The sequence below is a fragment of the Mycobacterium liflandii genome, from assembly GCF_022354805.1.
Taxonomy (GTDB): domain Bacteria; phylum Actinomycetota; class Actinomycetes; order Mycobacteriales; family Mycobacteriaceae; genus Mycobacterium; species Mycobacterium marinum.
Map to the genome: position 1 here is coordinate 2717481 of NZ_CP023138.1, position 23801 is coordinate 2741281.

Sequence of the window (23801 nt, forward strand, 5' to 3'; positions counted from 1 at the left end):
TTAGCAGGCTTGTGAGCTGGGGAATTGTGGATTGAGGAGGTCTAGGCGGCGGTTGGCGGTCAAAGCGGTGATCCGGCAGGCTTCGGTGATGTTGTCGGCGCCGTTGAGGCGGTGCAGATTGATCGCGGTGTTGCGTAGCGTTGCTAGGACCTGTACGCCGTTTCCGGTATGTGCCCTTTGACGGTCTTCGTCGAAGGTGACGTCGCGTATCCAGTGCAGGCTGTTCTCGATTCCCCAGTGTTGACGCATCCAGGTCATGATCGCGGTAGGGCGGGCGTGCTCGAACGGCAGGCTGCAGATGGCATAGACCACCTCCACGCTGCGCTGGTCGGTGGCGGTGATCAAGCGTTCACGAGTGATCCGGATGATTTGTTTTGCGTAGGGGAAGCCGATTCCTCGTGCAGCGGTGATGATTTGCAGGGTGCGGGTCTCGACACGGCCGTGGCCGCGGGAGTCGTCGGTAGCGGCTGTGGGCACCTCGGCCCAGGGCAGCGCGGTGATACGCGCAAGTATTTTGGCTTGGTTGGACTTGACGATCATCAGGTAGTGCGACTTCAAGGTGGCGCAGATCAACTTCGCGGTGACGACCTGGGTATGCATCGCATCCACGGTGACCAGCCACCGCAAGCTACCCGGCAGCAGCGTGAGCAGGGCACGTACGCAGGGAATTTCATTGCTTTTCTCGGCGACAGCGAGTTGACCGAGCACCAATCGGGCACGGTGGGCGAACACCGACACGAGATGCGTGGCTGTCGCTTTGGCGCGTAAAGGCACCACGCAGCATCTTGCCGTCCAACGCGATCGGCACCAATCCACTGGGGTCGCTGCTGGCCACGTGTGCAGTGAAGTAACTGCCCATCCTGGCGTTGAGGTCGGCGGGGTCTAGCCGAGACAAAACAGCGCGGAAGGTCTTCTCACTGGGCCGCCGGAACCGGACCCCTAATTAGGCCAACACATCATCGGGAGCGGTGGCCGCCCATGTGGCAAAACCAGCATAGCCGCGCATCCCCGCGGCAGTGGCCAGAACCGCGATCGCCAACAAAGCCATCAGCGAATACCTCCGACCGCGTGGGTCCCTCGGGTCTGGCACCGAGGCCAACACATCGAGAAACTCCGATCCGATGAGCTCGCTGCGCTCACCAGGACTCCAGCGGTCGAACACCTCTGGAACCGACGACACAGGCAATACTGAAACGGTAGGCACGGGCAACTCCAGACCAACGACGAACAGTAACCAACTCGATCGTTCTCCAGATAGCCCGTGCCTACACTCCGGCCCCAATAGCGCGGCACCAAAGATCATCAACCCAGCTCACAAGCCTGCTAATCAACAACGCCGGAGCCCTGATCATCAACCCAGCTCACAAGCCTGCTAATCAACAACGCCGGAGCCCTGACCTTCGGCCCACTTGCGCAGCGTTGTTTTTGGGTCTACCCCGGTTGCCGAGCCTTGTCAATGGTTCGCAGTTAGAACACCAAGCAATGTGGCAAGAAAGCCATTGCATGACCCATCGTTTATACCGAATCCGCTTCGAGCAGAACAGTATTCATGACTTCTGGCCCATCCGATGAGCCCTGGCGAGCGGCTCGGCGGACCATTGTTGGGCTTTCTGCAAATCATTTGCAGCTGAATTAATGCGCGCCGCCAATTGCATGCGTAAAGAGGTCTATTCCGGCGGTAGGCCTTGCGCGAATCGGCGCAACCAGTCGAACCAGGCGGTCATGCCGGCCCCGGTGCGTGCACTCACCGGCAGGATTGTTGCGTGCGCGTTGACCTCTCGGATGTGCGCGACGTATGTGTCGACGTCAGCGTCCAGATAGGGCACCAGATCGATCTTGTTCAGCAGCACCACATCCACACAGCGGAACATCACCGGGTACTTCAGCGGCTTGTCCTCGCCTTCGGTCACCGAGTAGACCATGGCCTTGGCATGCTCGCCGACATCGAACTCCGCCGGACAGACCAGATTGCCGACGTTCTCGACGATCACCAGGTCCAGGTTCGGCAGGTCCAGACCCGGTAGGGCCCGGTTGACCATTGGCGCGTCGAGGTGGCATTCCCCGCCAAATCCGTTGCTGGTGTTCAGCAGCGATACCTGTGCGCCGCGACCACTGAGTTTGGCGGCGTCCAGATCGGTGGCGATGTCGCCTTCGATCACCCCGATGGCGAACTCGCTGGCGAGCTGGTCGAGGGTGGCTTGCAGCACTGTCGTCTTACCCGACCCGGGGGAGCTCATCAGGTTGAGCGCGCGGATCCCGTTGGTTTCGAAAGCCCTCCGGTTGAGATCGGCGCGCACGTCGTTTTCGGCGAAGATTTCTTCCAACACTTCGATTCGCGCCGGTCCCGTCTGATAGCCGGTGTGATCGCCGTGCTGGTGATGTTCGTGCTCGTGGGTGTGCACCGTGCCGTCGTCGTGACGGTGAAATCTACCCAAGCTGGAAACCGTTCATCTTGACTACCTTTCACGAGACATCCAGCGATGTCACCAGGAACTCGTTGCCGTGTAGCACCTCTACATCGGAACTGTCACACTGCGGACACCAGATCGAACACGCCGAGGTGATCTCCGACTGCTGGCCACAGGCGCGACAGCGGACCTCAGCGGTGACGCGCTCGAGTTCCAACTCGGCGTCGGGCATGTTCTCCGAGTCGCGCACCAGGGTCCAGCAGAACGACAAAGACTCCGGGACCACCTGCCTCAGCGCGCCGACACGCACCCGGACCACCTCGACGTGGCGACCGTCGGCATGCGTCTTGACCACGTTGGCGATCGCCTCACACAGGGCTAGTTCATGCATGGGCGGCAAACGGAGCTCATGTGCCTGTTCTACACCGTGGATCCGCACCGGGGCCATCAGCCCGGGACACAGCGGTGGGGTGCGGCTCGGGTCAGGTCGCGCTATTTGCCGCGGCGGTCCACTTCTCTTCGATGCGGCCGAAGCGCCAGACCAGCATGGCGGCGGCCCAGGTGACCACAAACATGCCGACGACCAGGAAACCGACCAGGTTCAGGTTCAGACCGGCGATCCAATCCCAGAATGCACCCCGCCAGCCGAATTCGTCGGCGAAGAGGCCAAGCAACTCGACGCTTCCGATCAACAGCGCCACTGCCACCGACAGTGCGGTGATGGTGATGTTGTAGTAGATCTTGCGCACCGGGTTGGAGAACGCCCAGCCATAGGCGAAGTTCATGAACGAACCGTCGATGGTGTCCAGCAGGCACATGCCCGCGGTGAACAGCACCGGCAAACACAGGATCGCGTACCAGGGCAATCCGGCCGCCGCACTGGTGCCGGCGAGCACCAGCAGCGCGATTTCGGTAGCGGTGTCGAACCCGAGTCCGAACAGCAATCCCACCGGATACATGTGCCAGGACTTGGTGATCGAATTGGTGAACCGGCCCAGCAGCCGGTTGATCAGTCCTCGGTTGTTCAGCTGCTCCTCGAGTTCGGCCTCGCTGAACTCGCCGCGCCGCAACCGGAAGAAAACGCGCAGGATGCCGGCCAGAATGATGACGTTGAGGATGGCGATCAGATATAGGAACAGCCCGGAGACGCTGGTGCCGATCAGGCCCGTGTAGTGGTGCAGCCTCGAGGAGTCCTCTCGGACCGGGCCGATGATGGTCTTGATCCCGGTTGCCAGCAGGACCGCTAGGCCGAAAACCACGGTGGAGTGGCCCAGGGAGAAGAAGAATCCGGTGGCCAACGGACGCTGGCCGTCGTTCATCAGCTTGCGGGTTGTGTTGTCGATCGCGGCAATGTGGTCGGCATCGAAGGCATGTCGCATGCCCAGCGTGTAGGCGGTCACTCCGATCCCGATACCGAAGGCCCTGCTGCCCACGGCAAGCTGCGCCGGCTCCACCAAGAAAACTAGCGTGCCCCAGCCGACGACATGCAGCGCGGCGATGAAGGCGAACATCGCGCCCAGGCGCCACCATTCCGGCGGCGTCAGGGTGCTGTGCAGCCTGGACCACCACGAAGAGCGTGAGACGAGGTCATTGCTGGCCATGTCGGTCCTTCCGGCACTGGGCACGACGCAACAATCAGACTGTAGGTTCGTCCCCGAGCTGGATGCAAGTCAATTGCAAGAACGCCGCCGCGGCGGCACCGCCGTGTTCCATCACTGGCATTCCCGGGGGTTGGGCGCGACACTGAATAGGTGACGACAACGCCGCCGGGGCTGGACCCGGCCGTCACCGAACGCATCGGAGAGTTGCTGCGCGCTCGCGGGTTGCGGCGGATGGCGTCGCGCATCCAGGTGTTGGCGGTGCTCGAACCGGTCAACGGGCACCTGTCGGTGGCCGAGATCCATCAACGGCTGGCCGCGCGGCTTCCCGCCGGTGCACAGCCGCCGGACCTGGCAACCATTTATCGCACCGTCACCACTCTGGTGCAGCAGGGGGTGCTGCACGCGCTGACCCTCGATGGGGGCGTCACCACTTACGGACTGGCCACCGCCGCCCACCACCACGCGGTATGCACCAAATGCGCGGCGATCATCGAAGTGCCCGCACGACAGCTGAGCTCGGCGCTGGAGCAGGCGATGGCGGGCAGTTCTTTCGTGCTCTCGGAGCGCGCCGGACTGACGCTGCGCGGGTTGTGTCCGGCGTGTCAAGACAGCGTGGCGGACAAGCCGGAACAGGCAGACCGCTAGTCGAGGTCAGCGCAGATTCAACAGGGCGTTTTCGATCACCTCGGGCAGCGCGGGATGAATCCAGTACTGGCCGCGGGCCATCTCGGCCGCGGTCAGCCCGAAACTCATCGCCTGAATCAACGGTTGGATCACCGTCGATGCGTGATAGCCCATGATGTGGGCGCCCAAGAGCCGACCGGTGGCGCGGTCGCCCACGAGCTTCACGAACCCGGTCGTGTCCTCCATCGCCCAGCCGTACCCGACGTCGGCGTACTCCTGTATCGCAACGGTGATATCGAGGCCCTTTGCCACGGCTTCATTTTCGGTCAACCCGACCCCAGCCAGTTGCGGGCCGGTGAACACCGCAGCGGGGACAAACCGGTGGTCGGTGACGGCCATCGACTCGGTGTCGTCCCAGTCGCAAAGCAGATTCTGCTGCACAACGCGGGCTTCATGGTTGGCTACGTGCTTGAGCTGGTACGGCGAGGACACGTCTCCGAGCGCGAAAACCCTACGCGCGGAAGTCCGTTGGTACTGGTCGACCACTACTCGGCCGTCGGCGACCGCGACGCCGGCTTGCTCGGCATCGATCAGATCGGCGTTGGAAACCCGCCCGGTCGCCACCAGGAGCAGGTCGGCGTCGATGGTTGAGCCGTCGTCGAGCTGCAGCTCGACGCCCGAGCCACGGTTTTCCCCGCCCACGATGTTGCGGTGCGTGCGTAGTTCCCACTTGGTCGACGCGATGCGGGTAAACCGCTCACAGATGGTGTCGTCGCAATGGCGTAGCAGACAGCTGCCCCGGATCACCAAGGTGACTCGTGCGCCGAGCGTGGAGAACACATGCGCGAATTCGGCAGCCACAAAACCACTTCCAACGATCACGACGTGTTCGGGCAACTCGGCGATACGCATGACGGTGTCGCTGGTGTGATACTTCAGGCCGGATTCGGCGATGGCCTGGGGAACCACCGGCCGCGACCCAGCCGCGATCACCACCTGGTCCGCGGTGAACTCATCGCCGGCCGCAGTCCGCAACAGGTAGCGTCCGTCAGCCTGGGTCGGCCCGAACCGGGTATGGGAGCCGTATACATCGATGTTGGGTGCCGAGCGTCGGTAGTCCTCGCCGCTGTGCGCGATGGGATCGATACGGCCGAAGATCCGCGAGACAATGTCGTCCCAGCGCACCCGGTCGATGTGCGCGTCGACGCCGTAGCGCGACGCGCCCCGAATGGTCTGGGCCACCTCGGCGGCGTAGACGAACATCTTTGTTGGCAGGCACCCGACGTTGAGGCAGGTGCCGCCGAAGGTGCCTTGCTCGCAGATCGCTGCTCGCTTTCCGGCATAGCGCTCGTCGAGAATGCTATTGCCCGAGCCCGTTCCGATGATCGCGAGGTCGTAGGTTTCCATTCTGGGCCGTTTACCCTTTCCCCGGACGATGCCGAGACGTCGGTGTCTAGTTGGCGATAGGCTATCTGGCCCGGCTGTCCGGCCGGAAAGAAGACGTCGTGTTGGGCGCACTCGTCGATGAGCTGGTGGGTGGCATCGCCCGCCCCGCGGATCCACGCGCGCCAAGGACCGATCCTCGAGGCACGCAATGCTTGTCGAGATGATGCAGCGGGATCTCGGCTCGACTCGAGGGGGCGTATGCGCGCCTTTGCCCGGGGGTTGCGTCGTCGGCCACTTCCTCGGAAATGGGCCATTCGAGCGTGTTCGAGTTTGCGTGAAATATGTGAATGTAGATTCAGGTTCTATCGACAATATAATTGGCACCACCATCTCTTCTTCCGCTTGATACCGACGGGCATCCCGGCGTCAAACAGGCCCCTCGAGGGTGCTCCCAAGTCGCGGTACCGAGAATCTTGGTTTGGCCGCCGAGGCGATCGGCGAACTGTTACCGTTCAACGCAGTGGAGCGCCCATCGCATTTGCGCCACTGATTGATGCCCGAATGATTTCATGTACAACTACTGAGGCCACAGCTATGTCGTTACTTCTAGACCGGTTTAGGGAACTCGCGGCGTGCATACCCGCCAACACCGCCATCTCGTTCGTCAACGAAAAAGGGCGAGTCGCCGAATCGATGAGCCGTGCTGATGTGGTGAGCGACATGGGCGAGGTGGCCGAGTTTCTGCGGCACCACTGCGGACTGGAGCCGGGGGACCGGGCGATTCTTGCATATCCATCCGGTCTGGACTTCGTGCGCGGCCTGATCGGCTGCCTCGCAGCGGGGGTTGTTCCCGTCCCGATCTACCCGCCGGACCCGATCAACCCTCAGAAGACCGTCGACCGGATGCAGCGGGTGGTGGCCAGCAGCGGTGCGAAAGCGGTGCTGACGAGTCGGCGGTATGCGAACGCTCGCCGGCTCGGAACAGCCAGGTCCATCGTGACCGGAAGCACGGTTGGCTGGCCTGGGGATCTCCCCTGGCACATCACCTCGCGGGGTATCGGCGGCCGCCGAATGCGCGGACCGGGCACCCCCGGCGCGCCGGGCCGCGGCTGGTCCCCGAGCCCTGACGCCCCCGCTTTGCTGCAATACACCTCGGGCTCCACCTCAGACCCCAAGGGTGTCGTCATCACCCATGGCAACCTGGCGCATCAGGTCGATTTCAACCGTCGGTTGCTAGGGCTCGGACTGGATGCCCGGGGCGTCTTCTGGCTCCCGCCGTATCACGACTTCGGACTCATCAGCGTGATCCTGAGCGGTTTGGCGGGCAGTGGCGAGGTCACCCTGATGTCGCCGTTGACCTTCCTGCAACGGCCCGCGCTGTGGTTCGACGTCATGGATCGGGTGCGTGCCACCCACACCGCCGCCCCCAACTTTGCCTACGAACTGGCGGTGCGTAAGACCACCGCCGAGCAACGTGCGGCATGGGATCTGAGTTCGCTGCAGGTGGTAATGAGCGCGGCCGAACCGGTACGCGAGGACACCACCAGCCGTTTCCTGGATGCCTTCAGCGGAACCGGGCTGCGTCGCGATGCATTCTGCCCCGCCTATGGCCTGGCCGAGCACACCGTCGCCGTCACGATGTTCGGGCGTTCGACGCTCAGTGTCGACCGCCATCAGCTGGAGACGCAGCGGCTGGCGGTTCCTGCCGATGGTCCCGGTAGCCAGATGCTGATTGGTTGCGGCCAGGTGGCCGACGACGTCGACGTGCGCATCGTGGACCCCGAACTCCACGTGCCGCTGGCCGACGGGCAGGTCGGCGAGATCTGGGTGGATTCGAGTAAGGCGGCGAGCTACTGGGGATTGCCGGACAAGAGCCGCGACACCTTCGGCGCCCGTCTCGCCGGGTCTGACGACAGCCGCAGCTACCTGCGAACCGGTGACCTGGGACTCCTGCATGACGGCGAGCTGTATGTGTGCGGTCGCCTCAAAGACCTGCTCATCCTGGCCGGGCGCAACATCCATCCCCAAGACATCGAGGAGAGCCTGCGTGACTGTCACCCAGCCATCAGGCCGGGCGGGATCGCAGCCTTCGCAGTCGATGCCGGCGATGCCGGCGATGTCGAGGGGCTTGCGGTGCTCGTCGAGGTGAAAGCCGATATCGCCACCGAGATGTTGTCGGGGGTGGCCGATGAGGTGCAGGCAGTTGTCTTGAAGAACCACCAGTTGCGCTGCTCGGCGGTGGTGGTCGCGCCGCCCGGCAGCGTGAGCAAGACGACCAGCGGGAAAGTGCAGCGTGCCAGATGCCGCACCCGCCTGCTGGACGGCACCCTGGAAGCCGAGGAGCTGCTGGTGGCACGCCTCGAGGACGCGGGGCCGCCGGACGTGCCCGACGACGAACTGGGGACGGCCGGCCCAGTGGTCACATCGGCCGGAGCCTGGCCGGCAGCTCCGGGCGACCCGCTACTGGCGTCGGTGCGCGACCAGGTAGCCGCGGTCTTCGGAATTCGGGCTGCGCGGGTCGACATCGACCAACCCCTCAGTGAGCAGGGCCTGGACTCGGTCGGGTTCGTGAAACTGGCTTCGCGCCTGAGCCAGGCGTTCGACCGGGATGTGCCTCCGGTGGACGTCTTCAACCACCCGACCGTTCGAGGCCTGGCTCACATGTTGAGGAACGCTGAGGTGGCGGGTTGCGAACACCACCCGCCGCAAGCTTTGCTGCAGCACCCCAACCCGGCCCGGTGCGGTCCGGCTGGGGATGGGGACGACGCATCAACCAGGGATTCGTTCGAAGCGCTCCTCAAGGGGGCGATCACCACAGGGCGGATCAGCGAGGGAATGCACTTGCTGCGTTCGGCGTCTCAGCTGCGACTGGCGGTTCAATCCGAGTCCGGCGCCCGGACCTGGCCGACCGCCGTTCCGACGACCTTCACCAGAGGGCCCAAGGCTCCCCATCTGATCTTCCTGTGCACGTCGGTCTTCAGCAGCGGAGTGCATAACTATGCAAGAATCGCATCAGAATTCAGGGGAGTGCGAGCCGTCTCGGCCATACCCCTGCCCGGTTTCGCCCGCGGTGAGCCACTGCCCGACTCCCCGGAAGCCGCGGTTGAGTGCCTCGCTCGGATCGTCGTCGAACTGGTCGGTGATGAGCCTTTCGTCCTCGCGGGGCAATCATCGGGTGGAAAGTTCGCCTATGCTCTCGGCAAACATTTTGAGGATGTCAGAAATCGCAATTTAGCCGGTGTGGCCTTACTCGATAGTCACAAGGAATCCGATCCCGAACTAACTGAACTTCTCACCAGAGAAATACTTTATGACGTGTACGTAGAAAGTGTCGGACAGGATCTATTTCATGCCACCAGGCTAACTGCCGTAGTCAGCTGGTCGGATCTGCTTCCCAATATGTACGATGGGCCTCTTGAATCCGATGTGCTATTCGTGCAATGCACCCGGCCGTGGGTGATGCCTTATGGCGCGGGTGATATTACCTATCCCGCCACCCAGGGCTCCGGCGTTGTTGATTAGCAGGCTTGTGAGCTGGGGAATTGTGGATTGAGGAGGTCTAGGCGGCGGTTGGCGGTCAAAGCGGTGATCCGGCAGGCTTCGGCGATGTTGTCGGCGCCGTTGAGGCGGTGCAGATTGATCGCGGTGTTGCGTAGCGTTGCTAGGACCTGTGCGCCGTTTCCGGTATGTGCCCTTTGACGGTCTTCGTCGAAGGTGACGTCGCGTATCCAGTGCAGGCTGTTCTCGATTCCCCAGTGTTGACGCATCCAGGTCATGATCGCGGTAGGGCGGGCGTGCTCGAACGGCAGGCTGTAGATGGCATAGACCACCTCCACGCTGCGCTGGTCGGTGGCGGTGATCAAGCGTTCACGAGTGATCCGGATGATTTGTTTTGCGTAGGGGAAGCCGATTCCTCGTGCAGCGGTGATGATTTGCAGGGTGCGGGTCTCGACACGGCCGTGGCCGCGGGAGTCGTCGGTAGCGGCTGTGGGCACCTCGGCCCAGGGCAGCGCGGTGATACGCGCAAGTATTTTGGCTTGGTTGGACTTGACGATCATCAGGTAGTGCGACTTCAAGGTGGCGCAGATCAACTTCGCGGTGACGACCTGGGTATGCATCGCATCCACGGTGACCAGCCACCGCAAGCTACCCGGCAGCAGCGTGAGCAGGGCACGTACGCAGGGAATTTCATTGCTTTTCTCGGCGACAGCGAGTTGACCGAGCACCAATCGGGCACGGTGGGCGAACACCGACACGAGATGCGTGGCTGTCGCTTTGGCGCGTAAAGCACCACGCAGCATCTTGCCGTCCAACGCGATCGGCACCAATCCACTGGGGTCGCTGCTGGCCACGTGTGCAGTGAAGTAACTGCCCATCCTGGCGTTGAGGTCGGCGGGGTCTAGCCGAGACAAAACAGCGCGGAAGGTCTTCTCACTGGGCCGCCGGAACCGGACCCCTAATTAGGCCAACACATCATCGGGAGCGGTGGCCGCCCATGTAGCAAAACCAGCATAGCCGCGCATCCCCGCGGCAGTGGCCAGAACCGCGATCGCCAACAAAGCCATCAGCGAATACCTCCGACCGCGTGGGTCCCTCGGGTCTAGCACCGAGACCAACACACCGAGAAACTCCGATCCGATGACCTCGCTACGCTCACCAGGACTCCAGCGGTCGAACACCTCTGGAACCGACGACACAGGCAATACTGAAACGGTAGGCACGGGCAACTCCAGACCAACGACGAACAGTAACCAACTCGATCGTTCTCCAGATAGCCCGTGCCTACACTCCGGCCCCAATAGCGCGGCACCAAAGATCATCAACCCAGCTCACAAGCCTGCTAATCAACAACGCCGGAGCCCTGTCCCGCCACCGAGCCTTGGTCGCCATCGAATACCGTGCGCACGGTCGCGGTGGACCACGTTTCGCTGCTCGTCGAAGGGGCGAAACCCGCAGCGCAGATCCTCGAGGAGTGGATCAGCCGGGGCTGAGGGTCTCAGTCGACAAGGCGCGCAGCCGCCGGGTTTGGTGACGTTCGCCAACTGATGGCAAATGATCCGGCGGATCAGGCCGGCGGGGTTTGACGGCGGTGGGCCTGGTTGGCCGGGTTCGCACCTGCAGCGGCCACCAGAACCAGCGCCCGAGTAGGGCGGCGATGGACGGCGTCATGAATGCGCGCACGATCAGGGTGTCGAACAGCAGGCCCAGACTGATGGTGGTGCCGACTTGGCCGATGATCCGCAGATCGCTGACGATCGTCGAGGCCATGGTGATGGCGAACACCAGTCCCGCATTCGTCACCACCTTGCCGGTACCGCCGATCGCACGGATGATGCCGGTATTGAGGCCGGCGCCGATCTCCTGCTTGAACCTGGAGACCAGAAGCAGGTTGTAGTCGGATCCCACCGCCAACAGCACAATCACCGACATCGGAAGCACCAGCCAGTGCAATTTGATGCCGAAAATGTGTTGCCAGACCAATACGGATAGGCCAAAGGAAGCGCCCAATGACAGCGCCACCGTGCCGACGATGACGGTGGCGGCGATAAGGGCTCGGGTGAGGATGAGCATGATGATGGAAATGAGGCACAGGGAAGCGATTCCCGCGATCAGAAGATCCCATTTAGCGCCTTCGGAGAGGTCCTTGGATACGGCCCCGGTTCCGGTCAGATAAATCCTGGAGTCTTCTAATGGCGAGCCCTTCAGCGACTCTTCGGCAGCGGTGCGTATCAAGTCGATGCAGGCAATTCCTTCAGGCCTGTCGGGGTCTCCACGGTGCAAAATAATGAACCGAGCCGCATGCCCGTCGGGGGATAGAAATAGTTTCATTATGCGTTTGAAGTTCGCGTTGGTGAACACCTCGGGGGGGAGATAGAACGAGTCGTCGTTGTTTGCGGTGTCGAACGCTTTCCCCATGGCCGTCGAGTTTGCGCTCAACTCGTCCATCTGGTCGTAGATCCCGATCATGGTGCTATGCATGGTCAGGACGATGTCCCGTACCGTCTCCAGGGCTTCGATCTGTGGCGGGATCTGGGCGGCCGTCAGCGGCATGAGCCGGTCCATGGTTTTCACGTCGCCCAGCAGGTCGGTTAGTTCGTCGCTGATCTTGTCGACGCCGTCGAGCGCGTCGAATATCGATCGCAGCGACCAGCACATCGGGACTCCGTTGCAGTGCTTATCGCAGTAGAAATAGCTCCGGATCGGTCGCCAGAAATCATCGAAGTCCGCAATATGATCGCGCAACTCATCGGTGACATCCTTTATCTGGCCGGTGTCGATGACCGTCTGATGCATCGTGTCCGACATTTGCATCATCAAGTCATACATGCGTTTCATCACGGTGATGGACTTGCCGATCGCATCCGCCTGTCTGAGTAGGTCGTCCATTCGGTCACGTTGATAGTTGAGATTTTGCATCTGACTGGCGTTTTGCATGCTGATCTGAAACGGGATCGACGTGTGATCCATCGGCTTTCCTTCGGGCCGGGTTATCCCCTGGACACGGGAAATCTCGGGAATCCGGAAGATTTCCTTTGCGACCTTGTCCAAGACCAGAAAGTCGGCTGGATTCCGCAGATCGTGATCCGACTCGATCAGCAACGCCTCGGGCTTCATCCGCGACTGAGAGAAATGTCGATCCGCGGCGGCGAATCCCTGGTTGGCTGGGGTGAAGCCCGGGGTGTAGTCCCGGTTGTTGTAGCTGGTCGTGTACGCGGGCAGAGCGAGCAGACCGATCAGCGCGATTGCGATTGTGGCAGCCAGAACGGGCCCCGGCCAGCGAACCACGACGGTGCCGATCCGTCGCCAGCCGCGAATCTTGATCATGCGTTTGGGGTCGAATACCCCGAAACGGCTGCCGATGGCAAGCACCGCCGGTCCTAACGTCAGGGCGACCACCACCGCTAGCAGCATCCCGACCGCGCAGGGGATACCTAGCGTTCGAAAGTAGGGCAGCCGGGCCAGGCTGAGGCAAGACGTCGCCCCCGCGATCGTCAGCCCCGAGCCCGCGATGACGTGGGCGACCCCCCGGTACATCGTGTAGAACGCCGTCTCGCGGTCTTCGCCGGCCTGGCGGGCTTCCTGATAGCGCCCGATGATGAAGATCCCGTAGTCGGTGCCGGCGGCAATCGCCAGCGAAGTCAGCAGGCTCACGGCGAAGGTGGAAAGCGCAATGGCCCCGACCTGCCCGAGTAGCGCGACTACTCCACGGGCCACCGTGAATTCGGCTCCGACGGTGAGCAATAGCAGGACCACCGTGAGCGGCGAACGGTACACCAAGAGCAACATGATGAATATGACCGCGGCGGTCGTGACGGTGATTCTCGCCAAAGACCTGTCGCCACTGTGTTGCATGTCAGCCACCAGTGCCGCCGTCCCGGTGACGTAGACCGCGATCCCGGGCGGCGGCTTGGCGCCGTCAACGATGCTGCGGACAGCTTCGACGGATTCGTTGCCCAGCGGCTCACCCTGGTTGCCGGCCAGATTCAGCTGGACATAAGCGGCCTTGTCATCGGCACTCTGCGACCCGGAAGCGGTAAGCGGATCCCCCCAGAAATCCTGGACGTGCTGCACGTGCCTGGTATCGCCACGCAACCTACGGACCAGATCGTCGTAGTACTTGTGGGCTTCGGTGCCGAGGGGCTGGTCGCCTTCCAGAACAATTGTCACGATGCTGTCGGAATCCGATTCCTTGAACACCGCCCCGATCCGGTGTATAGCCTGCATCGCCGGCGCGTCGCGGGGAGTCAATGACACCGAACGGTTTTCTCCAACCGATTCCAGTGAAGGCACGAAGGCCGCGATGATCGCGCAGACGGCTAGCCAAAACAGGGCGATGGAAACCGCGAATTTGTAGATCGACCGTGCCAGAATTAATGATTCTGTATCTGTGTTGTTGAGGTATTTGCCACTCACGCGTGCTTCGCTAGATCGATTGTGTCAAAGATGGTGCGATGAGTACCCCCTGTCGCCCATCTCTTATTGCCTGATGTGAATCGACAGTCGATGTCGGATTCCTTCGTCGCGATGTATGTCGTCAACGCCGCCCCATCCGTCGTGCTACGAACCGTTGGTGCAGCGTACTTCGTGGCCGAGCGGGTTGTCAGTATTTTGTGAAAGTCGCGGCGGGAAGCGGGTGCAGGCAATGTTCGTCCACAGCTATTTGTCGCCCCGGACCGGGCTAGGTGGGTGCAGCTTTCATGGCGGGGCGGGGCATTCAACGATGTCGCGCTAGTGCTGGCCGAAATCCGTGCGACGACGCGCGCAGCTCCACCGTCCGAAGTCCTGATGTACGGCCGGGCTTTCGGCTGGTAGGTGGCATGGTGCGGCGCGCGGTGGTGGGCGCCGGAAACCGATTTCGGGCAGCGATTCTGCGGCGGAGGTTACGACCCATGAAACGCTGACCGCTACTCCTCCTGGTCGGGCCGTCCTGCCGGGGTTCGTCATCGAAGGACGATCCCATTTATGCACGCCAGAAGCTGAATAAACGCGGGCTCGTACCAAGCTGGTTTGCAATCGGAAGTGACGCCCTGCCCGGGATACTCGAATTAGATTCTTGAATTATATTCTCGAATTACGTTCTTGAATTTGATTCTAGTATTGGGGCAATATCCTCGATATTGGCCTGGCGAGAATCGGCTCGCTGAGCATGTTCGATTCTACGCTTGATGGCGAGGTTGTATGTCGATATCTGTCAACAATTGTTGAGTTTGCTGGTGACTCACGCAGTGGTTGCTTTCGAGCGGAGATAGGCAAGATTTTGTCAATTTGTCAGATTTGCATAGCAGCGTCTTTCTGCGGGGTGGAGTCACGGGCTGGACTTGCCGACGCATCATCGACGTTGGCTTCCGTTCGGGGAAATATTCGGTCGGGACGTGCGCGAATATTGCAGCTGTTTCAGATCGAGCCGCGGCGCAGGTATTCATCGGTTCTCGCCGATGCTCACCGAGTGACTGGAAGGGGCGCAGCGATGTCATTGCTGGTGATGGCCGCCTGGGTGCTGCATCGGGCTGGCCCGGCCGGGCCCGTTACGGCCACCGCGGCCCGCGCTGCTGGTGGTGGCCAGGTCGAAGTAGCGCCATGACGCGGGGGGAGACGCGAGCCGTGCCGGCAAGTCCGGGCATCCGCTGCAATGCTGTGCCCGTCCAAACCCATCGCGACACGCTATGGGCGATCGCCATTGGCATCTTCATGGCCTCGGTGGACGACACCGTCGTGTACGTCGCCAACCCGAGCATCATGGCCGGGCTGAACACCAGCTATCACATGGTGATCTGGGTGACCAGCGGCTACGTGTTGGCCTATACGGTGCCGTCGCTGGTCGCTGGTCGCTGGTCGCTGGTCGCTGGTCGACTTGGTGACCGGTTCGGCGTCAAGAACCTCTACCTGGCCGGATTGGCGGTGTTCACCGTCAGCTCATTGTGGTGTGGCCTGTCGGGCACCATCGAAATATTGATAGCGGCTCGGGTGGCCCAAGGCATCGGCGCCGCGTTGCTCTACACACAGACATTCACCATCGTCACCCGGGCTTTCCCGCCGGAACGTCGCGGAGCGGCGGCGACCGTTTGGGCTGCGGCCGCCGGCTTTGGCAATCTGGTCGGTCCGCTGCTCGGCGGCGCGCTGGTCGACACCCTTGGGTGGCAGTGGATCTTTTTCGTCAATATCCCCGTCGGCATCGTCGGATTGGTGCTGGCCGTGCGGTTTGTGCCCGCACTGCCGACACACACGCGCCGGTTCGACCTGATCGGTGTGGGGCTATCCGGACTCGGCTTGCTCCTCATTGTCTTCGGGCTGCAGCAGGGGCACGCGGCCGGCTGGTCGCCATGGATCTGGGCGATGATCGCCGTGGGCGTCGGGTTTGTGACCGTATTTGTCTACTGGCAATCGGTGAATACCAGCGAGCCGCTGATCCCGCTGCGGATCTTCGGCGATCGCAACTTCGCCCTGTGCAGCTTCGGTGTGGCGGTGATCGCGTTCGTGGCGGCGGCGATGATGCTGCCTGGCGTGTTCTATATGCAGACGGTGCGGGGCTTGTCGCCGACTCGTACGGCGCTGCTGATGGCGCCGCTGCCCATTGTCGTCGGCTTGTTGACCCCGTTCATCGGCAAGATCCTGGATCGGGCACACCCGCGGGCGGTGGCCGGTTTCGGCTTCTCAGTGGTGGCCATCTCGCTGATCTGGTTCTCGATCGAGATGGCCCCGGCAACCCCGGTTTGGCGGTTAGCAGTGCCGATCGCTTTCCTTGGCGTTGGAATGGTGTTCGCCTGGCCTGTGTTGACGGTTACCGCCACCCGTGACCTGCCGGCGGAGCTGGTCGGTGCGAGTTCAGGGGTATACAACGCGGCTCGGGCGTTGGGCGCCACGCTCGGCAGTGCCGGGATGGCGGCGTTGATGACATCACGCATTGCCGCCCAGGCCCCGGCCATCCACGACGACGCGCATACCTCTGCGGCGGCGGCAACCGAAGGCGTCGCCCTGCAGCTGCCCGAGTTTGCGCGCGAGCCGTTCTCGGCCTCGATGTCGCAGTCACTGCTGTTGCCCGCGTTGATCGCACTGCTCGGCGTCGGCGCCGCCTTGTTCATGTCCGACTTGAGGGCGCCGCGGTCAACCCTTGCGCAAGGGCTTTGATGGGTCGGCGTCGATAGTCTCGAGGTAGTGGTCCAGCCAGCGGTCCAGCTGACGATAAGCGGTCAGTCGAGGTTGTGGCAGGGACAAGAACACATCGTGTTTGGCGTCCGGCACCGGAATGACGGTGCTGCGGTTCCCGATGCAGCCGGCCCAGCGGGCGATTTGTGTGACGTCGAGAACCGCGTCGCCGCGTTCTACGGCGGTCGGGTCGGCGCTGTCGGGCACGCTGTGGTCCGAACGCAGGATCAGATTGGGCACGCCGACGTCCAGCCCCCGATGCAGCCGCGCCTGGCCGCGGCGTATGGCACTGAACCAGCCGGCGGTGACGGGAAAGCCGCCCAGCGGTTTCCACTGCAGGTTGAAGTCGAACTCGCCGTGGTAGTCCCGGTGCAGGCCGGAGCCGTAGCCGGGCTCACCTCGCGCTCGGAGCACCCACATGGGGCGCACCTGCGATACCGCGCCGATCGCGGCGGAAATCACGCCCAGGCGCAGGACCGCCGCGCCCTGCAGGTCCAGCCACGGGCTGTTGAGCACCAGGCCGCCGACGCCCCCGTGCGCACCGAGCCGGCGCCGACGCAGCCGGTCCAGCCATAGCGCCACGATGAGCCCGCCGGCCGAATGCCCGTAGATGAGGACCTTGGCGGCATCTGCCGCGCCGGTGTGCTCGCCGATGACCGCCAAGGCGCGCTGCAGTTCGACGTCGTATTGCGCCAGGTCGGTGGTGAAGTGCGGGGTTTGGCCAGGCCGGTGCGAGCGGCCGCACTTTTGCAGATCCAGCGCGTAAAAGGCGAAGCCGCGGTCGGCGAAGTGGTCGGCCAGAGCGGTATTGAAGAAGTAGTCGGTGAAGCCGTGCACCGCCAGAACCGCGTGTGCCGAGGGCGCGGCGTTCGCCCGGCGGACCAGGGTCGCGACGATGTCGCCCTCGTCGACGGGATCGGGTCCGAGCGGGATCGTGTACTGCTCATAGCCAGGCAGTACATCGGGTACCCAGCCGCTCACGAGGTCAGCTTAGAGGCGATCACCGAAGCGCGGGCGACTAGGTGGGGCAGCGGCGTTTGCTGGTCTGCGCCGTCGCAATTGCGGCCTGCGCCCCGAGGTCTGCCGGCTCGACGGCAGCGGTTTGGGTGGGGCCCATGCCCGGCGGGATAACCTGAGGACCTGCACAACCGCGCGAACACGAAGGACCAACGATCCGGTGTCAGAGTCAGCCAGAACCGACGTCGTGCTGGTGGGCGCGGGCATCATGAGCGCCACGCTGGGCGCGATGCTGCGACGACTGGAACCGGACTGGTCGATCACCCTCATCGAGCGCCTGGACGCCGTCGCAGCAGAAAGCAGTGGCCCCTGGAACAATGCCGGCACCGGGCACTCCGCGCTGTGCGAGTTGAACTACACGCCACAGCGACCCGACGGTTCCATAGACATTTCCAAAGCGGTGCGGATCAACGAGGAATTTCAGGTCACCCGCCAGTTTTGCGCGTACGCGGCGGAGAACGGCATCCTCAACGACGTGCGCAGCTTCCTCAACCCACTCCCGCACGTGAGCTTTGTGCACGGTGCCGAGCGGGTCCATCAGCTGCGGCGGCGTCGCGACGCGCTGGCCGGCAACCCGCTGTTCGCCGGCGCCGAGTGGATCGACGACCCGGACGAGTTCGCCCGCCGACTGCCTTTGATGGCCGCCAAACGTGTTTTCTCCGAACCGATTGCGCTCAACTGGGCCGCCGACGGTACCGACGTTGATTTCGGCGCACTGTCTCGACAGCTCATTGGCTATTGCGTGCGCAATGGCGCGGTGGCCCTGTTCGGTCAGGAGGTCCGCAATCTGGTTCGACAGCCCGACGGTGGTTGGATGCTGACCGTGGTCAACCGGCGCACCGGCGAAAAGCGCAAGCTGAAAACCAAATTCGTGTTTGTCGGTGCCGGGGGCAACGCGCTGTCGTTGCTGCAGCGGTCGGGCATCAAGGAAATAAACGGTTTTGCCGGCTTTCCCATCGGCGGCCGGTTCTTGCGTACCGCGAACACGGCGCTCACCGCGGCACACCGGGCCAAGGTGTACGGCGTTCCGGCGCCGGGGGCCCCGCCGCTGGGTGCGCTGCACCTGGACCTGAGGTATGTCAACGGTAAGTCCTGGCTGATGTTCGGGCCGTTCGCCGGATGGTCGCCGAAGTTCTTGAAGCGCGGCCACTTGCGCGACCTACCTGGTTCGATCAAGCCCAACAACATACTGTCCATGGTTGGCGTCGGTGTCACTCAAGTGACACTGTTGAACTACCTGATCGGCCAGCTGCGTCTCTCCGAGCCCGACCGAGTCGCGGTGCTGCGCGAGTTTGTTCCCAGTGCAGCGGATTCGGACTGGGAATTGATTGTGGCAGGTCAGCGAGTGCAGGTGATCCGTCGGGACAAGCGCAAAGGTGGTGTGCTCGAATTCGGTACCACGGTGGTCGGCGAGGCCGACGGCAGTATTGCGGGACTACTTGGGGGGTCGCCCGGGGCCTCGACGGCGGTGCCGATAATGCTTGAGGTGTTATAGCGATGCTTTACCCATCGGTACCAGTCCTGGCTGCCAGCACTCAAAGAGATGGTGCCGTCGTTGGGGCGAACTTGTCTGAAGAGCCGGTTTTGTACGACGAGGTGCGGTCCTGGAGCAGCAGGGCGCTGCAGCTGGATGCGTCATGAGCGAAGCGCTGCGCCGTGTCTGGGCCAAAGACCTTGACGTACCAACCCTTTACGAATTGCTCAAGTTGCGGGTCGAGGTGTTCGTGGTCGAGCAGGCCTGCCCCTATCCGGAGCTGGACGGCCGTGATCTGCTCGCCGAGACCCGCCACTTCTGGCTGGAAACCGCCGATGGCGAAGTGATTTGCACGTTGCGGTTGATGGAGGAACACGCCGGGGGCGAGAAGGTGTTCCGGCTTGGCCGGCTGTGTACGAAACGTCAGGCCCGCGGGCACGGGCACTCCACCCGGCTGCTGCGGGCAGCCCTGGCCGAGGTTGGCGACTACCCGTGCCGGATCGACGCGCAGGTCTACCTGGCCGAAATGTATGCGCGGCACGGATTCGTTCGTGACGGGGACGATTTCATCGACGACGGTATTCCGCACCTGCCCATGTTGCGGCCCGCACACGGTCCCGCGGCGCAGTCATGAAGGCCTATCCATTCAGCGCGATCGTTGGACACGACCAGATGCGACTGGCGTTGCTGTTGTGCGCCGTTCGTCCGGAGATAGGCGGCGTGCTCATTCGCGGCGAGAAGGGCACCGCGAAATCAACAGCCGTGCGCGGGCTCGCCGCGCTACTGTCCGCCGCTACCGGCAGTTCCGGTCCCGGGCTGGTCGAAATGCCGCTGGGAGCCACCGAGGACCGGGTGGTCGGCTCGCTGGACCTGCAGCGCGTCTTGCGCGATGGCGAACACGCCTTCGCGCCGGGACTGCTGGCCCGCGCCCACGGGGGAGTGCTCTACGTCGACGAAGTGAACTTGCTGCACGATCATCTGGTCGACATCTTGCTCGACGCCGCCGCGATGGGGCGGGTGCACGTCGAACGGGACGGCATCTCACATTCGCACGAGGCCCGCTTCGTCCTGATCGGCACGATGAATCCCGAAGAAGGCGAACTGCGTCCACAACTGCTGGACCGGTTCGGGCTGACCGTCGACGTGCACGCGTCCCGCGATGTGGACGTCCGCGTGGAAGTCATTCGCCAGCGGATGGCTTTTGAAGCCGACCCGGACGCCTTCTGTGAACGCTATGTCGGCCCCGACGCCGAGCTGGCCCGCCGTATCGCCGAGGCGCGGGACATCGTCGACACGGTCGTGTTGCCCGACCACGAATTGCGCCGGATCGCCGCGTTGTGCGCGGCGTTCGACGTCGATGGCATGCGAGCGGATCTGGTGCTGGCCCGAACGGCCACCGCTCATGCGGCGTGGCGCGGCGCACCGGCCGTCGAAGAACAAGACGTGCGGGTCGCCGCGGAACTGGCATTGCCCCATCGCCGTCGTCGGGACCCATTCGACGATCACGGTATTGACCGCGACCAGCTCGACGAGGCACTGGCACGGGCCGGAGCGGAGTCGCAGGGTTCGCCCGAGCCGGAGCCTGACCCGCCGGGTGGAGGCCAGTCAGCCGGCCAGGATTGCCCTCCCCAACAACAGAACTCGAACTCCAGGCCCCAGCAGGCGCCCAAGCCCAGCGCCGGGCCGTCCAAGGTGTTCCGCACCCGCGCGCTGGTTGTGCCCGGGGTCGGCGAAGGTGCGCCCGGGCGGCGCTCGCGGGCGCGCAACGGCTCCGGCAGCGTGGTAGCGGCCGCCGACGGTAGTGACAGCAATTCCGGCGCCCGTGGGTTGCACCTGTTCGCCACCTTGCTCTCGGCCGCCGAAAACGCCACCGGATCGGGGCCGCTGCGCCCGCAGGGCGCCGACATCCGCCGGGCGGTGCGCGAGGGGCGTGAGGGCAACCTGGTGATCTTCGTCGTGGACGCTTCGGGATCGATGGCTGCCCGGGATCGGATGGCGGCGGTCAGCGGCGCGACCATGTCGCTGCTGCGCGATGCCTACCAGCGCCGGGACAAGGTCGCGGTGATCACGTTCCGCCAGCATGAAGCCAAGATCCTGCTGTCACCCACCTCGTCGGCGCACATCGCCAGCCGGCGGCTGGCCCGGTTCGACACCGGCGGCAAGACTCCGCTGGCCGAGGGTCTGCTGGCCGCGCGCGAGCTGGTGATCCGGGAGAAAGTACGCGACCGTGCCCGCCGCCCGCTGGTGGTGGTGCTCACCGATGGACGGGCCACCGCCGGGCCGGACCCGTTGGGCCGCAGCCGAATCGCCGCCGCTCGGCTTGTCGCCGAAGGCGCCACCGCGGTGGTTGTGGACTGCGAGACGTCGTATGTGCGGCTCGGACTGGCCCAGCAACTCGCCCGCCATCTCGGCGCGCCGGCGGTGCGGCTCGAACAGTTGCACGCCGACTACTTGGCGCAAGCCATCCGCAGCGTGGCCTGAACTCGCGGAAGGCAACTGCTTATGCCACAGGGAAATCCGGCCCAAGTCCCCGACGACGGTCTCACTACCCGACAGCGGCGCAACACCCCGGTGCTGGCCGTGCATACCGGTGACGGCAAGGGCAAGTCGACCGCGGCGTTCGGAATGGCGCTGCGGGCTTGGAACGTCGGCTTGGATGTCGCGGTATTCCAGTTCGTCAAGAACGCCAAGTGGAAAGTGGGCGAGGAGACGGCGTTCCAACACCTCGGCCGGTTGCACGACCAGCAGGGGATCGGCGCGGCCGTCCAGTGGCACAAGATGGGCGCGGGGTGGTCCTGGTCACGCAAGGTCGGCAGCGACGACGACCACGCGGCCGCAGCAGCGGACGGCTGGGCCGAGATCGCGCGGCGACTGGCGGCGCAGCGCCACCAGTTCTACGTGCTCGACGAGTTCACCTACCCACTCAAGTGGGGCTGGGTGGACGTCGGGGAAGTGGTGGACGTACTGCTGGCGCGGCCGGGGTACCAGCATGTGGTGATCACCGGGCGTGATGCCCCCGCGCAGCTGATTGCGGCCGCCGACCTGGTCACCGAGATGACCAAGGTCAAACACCCGATGGACGCGGGGCGTAAGGGGCAGAAGGGCATCGAGTGGTGAGCATCGCCCCGCCCCGGTGCCGCGAGCGTGCGTGTCGGCACAGCGACACGCCGCTACAGGTGGCATTTTGTGCACGCTCGCACCGGGTGCCTCGGTGAACTCAATCCCCGGTGTGGTGATCGCCGCCCCGGCATCGGGCAGCGGAAAGACCACCGTGGCCACGGGTCTGATCGGAGCGCTCCGACAAGCGGGCCGCAGGGTCGCCCCGTTCAAGGTCGGCCCGGATTTCATCGATCCCGGCTACCACGCCCTGGCCGCGGGACGCCCGGGCCGCAACTTGGACCCGGTATTGGTGGGGGAGCGGCTCATCGGCCCGCTGTACGCACACGGCGCACAAGGTGCCGACATCGCGGTGGTCGAAGGGGTGATGGGCCTTTTCGACGGGCGTATCGAGCACGCCGTGGCGGGCCCGGCGACGGGTTCGAGCGCACACGTGGCAAATCTGTTGGGAACACCGGTGATTCTGGTGGTCGATGCCCGCGGCCAAAGCCACAGCATCGCCGCACTGCTACATGGCTTTTCTACGTTCGACTCCAAGACCCGCATCGCCGGGGTCATTCTCAACCGGGTCGGAAGCGCCCGCCATGAGCACGTTTTGCGGCAGGCGTGCGAGCAAGCCGGTGTGCCGGTGGTGGGCGCCATCCCGCGCAGTGCCGAGCTGGAGCTTCCGACGCGGTATCTGGGTCTGGTTACCGCCGTCGAATATGGCCGTCGTGCCCGGCTGGCGGTCGAGGCGATGACAGCGTTGATCGCCCGCCATGTCGACGTGGAGGCGGTGCTGGCCGCGGCCGGCAGCAGTGTCGGCGATGCGCCCTGGGACCCGGTGACCGCCATTGGTGGGGCGCCAGCCGGCCACGCCACCATCGCGATGGCCGCCGGCAAGGCATTCAGCTTCGCGTACGCCGAGCACGCCGAGTTGTTGCGGGCCGCCGGGGCCGACGTGGTCGAGTTCGACCCGCTCGGCGAACCACTGCCCTCGGATAGCACCGGCGTCCTGCTACCCGGCGGATTTCCCGAGCAGTTCACCGCGGAGCTGTCCGCCAACGACCTGGTGCGCCGCCAAATCAAAGACCTGGCGCACGCCGGCGCGCCCCTGCACGCCGAATGCGCGGGCCTTATCTATTTGGCCTCCGAACTCGATGGGTACCCGATGTGCGATGTGCTGGCCGGATCGGCACGGTTCACCCCGCACCTCACCCTGGGATATCGCGACGCGGTCGCGGTTGCGGACTCGGCGTTGTATGCGGCCGGCCATCGAGTTGTCGGACACGAATTCCACCGCACCACCGTCACCTTCTCCGATCGTTACGAGCCGGCTTGGGTGTATCGCGGCAACGATGCGGCAGCGGTGCGGGATGGAGTTGTACATGCCGGCGTGCATGCGTCATACCTGCATACTCATCCGGCATCCACGCCGGACGCGGTAGCACGTTTTGTCGCGCACGCCGCCCGGGCCGGCCACGGGATTTGATGGTGGCGACCCGCTGCGCCCGGCTCCCCGCCGCGCTGGCGGTCACCACTAAGCTTGCC

Annotated in this window: 13 protein-coding genes and 3 pseudogenes; 8 read left to right on the forward strand and 8 right to left on the reverse strand. The window is 63.8% G+C overall.

From position 1 onward, the window contains the following. From CKW46_RS12230 to nicT, 4 genes and pseudogenes are all read right to left on the reverse strand, one after another. Positions 1 to 1204: pseudogene (locus CKW46_RS12230) on the reverse strand (ISAs1-like element IS2404/ISMul1 family transposase). 463 nt (positions 1205 to 1667) lie between these two features. Next, positions 1668 to 2435 carry a hydrogenase nickel incorporation protein HypB gene (hypB, locus tag CKW46_RS12235; protein ID WP_012393668.1) on the reverse strand — a complete coding sequence of 256 codons (768 nt, stop codon included), beginning with the start codon at positions 2433 to 2435 and terminating at the stop codon, positions 1668 to 1670. A gap of 28 nt (positions 2436 to 2463) precedes the next feature. Then, on the reverse strand, positions 2464 to 2799 hold the full coding sequence (locus tag CKW46_RS12240) for a hydrogenase maturation nickel metallochaperone HypA (protein ID WP_117436076.1): 336 nt from the start codon (positions 2797 to 2799) through the stop codon (positions 2464 to 2466). A gap of 91 nt (positions 2800 to 2890) precedes the next feature. After that, positions 2891 to 4009: a Nickel transporter NicT gene (gene nicT, locus CKW46_RS12245; RefSeq protein WP_012393670.1), complete on the reverse strand. Its 1119-nt coding sequence runs from the start codon at positions 4007 to 4009 to the stop codon at positions 2891 to 2893. 150 nt (positions 4010 to 4159) lie between these two features. On the opposite strand from nicT, the gene CKW46_RS12250 reads away from it, so the two are divergent. Beyond that, positions 4160 to 4654: a Fur family transcriptional regulator gene (locus tag CKW46_RS12250; RefSeq protein ID WP_015355242.1), complete on the forward strand. Its 495-nt coding sequence runs from the start codon at positions 4160 to 4162 to the stop codon at positions 4652 to 4654. 6 nt (positions 4655 to 4660) lie between these two features. On the opposite strand, the gene mtr is transcribed toward CKW46_RS12250, so the two are convergent. Further along, on the reverse strand, positions 4661 to 6040 hold the full coding sequence (gene mtr / locus CKW46_RS12255) for a mycothione reductase (RefSeq protein ID WP_482053199.1): 1380 nt from the start codon (positions 6038 to 6040) through the stop codon (positions 4661 to 4663). A 573-nt stretch (positions 6041 to 6613) separates the two neighbouring features. Between mtr and CKW46_RS12260 the strand changes: the two genes are divergently transcribed. After that, a complete protein-coding gene (locus CKW46_RS12260; RefSeq protein ID WP_482053402.1) occupies positions 6614 to 9541 on the forward strand; it encodes an AMP-binding protein in 2928 nt (975 codons plus the stop codon). Here CKW46_RS12260 and CKW46_RS12265 read toward each other — a convergent pair. Further along, a pseudogene (locus CKW46_RS12265) lies at positions 9538 to 10740 on the reverse strand (ISAs1-like element IS2404/ISMul1 family transposase). The gene CKW46_RS12260 and the pseudogene CKW46_RS12265 overlap by 4 nt on opposite strands. A gap of 256 nt (positions 10741 to 10996) precedes the next feature. Continuing rightward, a complete protein-coding gene (locus tag CKW46_RS12270; protein ID WP_482053200.1) occupies positions 10997 to 13933 on the reverse strand; it encodes an MMPL/RND family transporter in 2937 nt (978 codons plus the stop codon). A gap of 1188 nt (positions 13934 to 15121) precedes the next feature. Between CKW46_RS12270 and CKW46_RS12275 the strand changes: the two genes are divergently transcribed. Then, the gene (locus tag CKW46_RS12275; protein ID WP_117436716.1) at positions 15122 to 16645 is read left to right on the forward strand and encodes an MFS transporter; all 1524 of its coding nucleotides are present in this window, start codon (positions 15122 to 15124) and stop codon (positions 16643 to 16645) included. On the opposite strand, the gene CKW46_RS12280 is transcribed toward CKW46_RS12275, so the two are convergent. Continuing rightward, positions 16622 to 17644 (reverse strand): alpha/beta hydrolase, encoded by a 1023-nt coding sequence (locus CKW46_RS12280; protein WP_482053201.1) that lies wholly within the window; start codon positions 17642 to 17644, stop codon positions 16622 to 16624. The genes CKW46_RS12275 and CKW46_RS12280 overlap by 24 nt on opposite strands. A gap of 196 nt (positions 17645 to 17840) precedes the next feature. Between CKW46_RS12280 and mqo the strand changes: the two are divergent. The 5 genes and pseudogenes from mqo (at position 17841) to CKW46_RS12305 (ending at position 23742) form a co-directional block, all read left to right on the forward strand. After that, positions 17841 to 19321, forward strand: a pseudogene (gene mqo / locus CKW46_RS12285) (malate dehydrogenase (quinone)). Then, positions 19318 to 19788 carry a GNAT family N-acetyltransferase gene (locus tag CKW46_RS12290; protein ID WP_012393679.1) on the forward strand — a complete coding sequence of 157 codons (471 nt, stop codon included), beginning with the start codon at positions 19318 to 19320 and terminating at the stop codon, positions 19786 to 19788. The pseudogene mqo and the gene CKW46_RS12290 overlap by 4 nt, the downstream one beginning before the upstream one ends. Then, entirely contained in the window at positions 19785 to 21635 is a 1851-nt protein-coding gene (locus tag CKW46_RS12295) for a magnesium chelatase subunit D family protein (protein WP_012393680.1), read from the forward strand. Before CKW46_RS12290 ends, CKW46_RS12295 begins: the two co-directional genes overlap by 4 nt. A 21-nt stretch (positions 21636 to 21656) precedes the next feature. Next, positions 21657 to 22271, forward strand: a complete 615-nt coding sequence (gene cobO / locus CKW46_RS12300; RefSeq protein WP_015355248.1) for a cob(I)yrinic acid a,c-diamide adenosyltransferase — start codon at positions 21657 to 21659, stop codon at positions 22269 to 22271. A 103-nt stretch (positions 22272 to 22374) separates the two neighbouring features. After that, a complete protein-coding gene (locus tag CKW46_RS12305; RefSeq protein ID WP_482053403.1) occupies positions 22375 to 23742 on the forward strand; it encodes a cobyrinic acid a,c-diamide synthase CobB in 1368 nt (455 codons plus the stop codon). Positions 23743 to 23801: the final 59 nt, after the last annotated feature.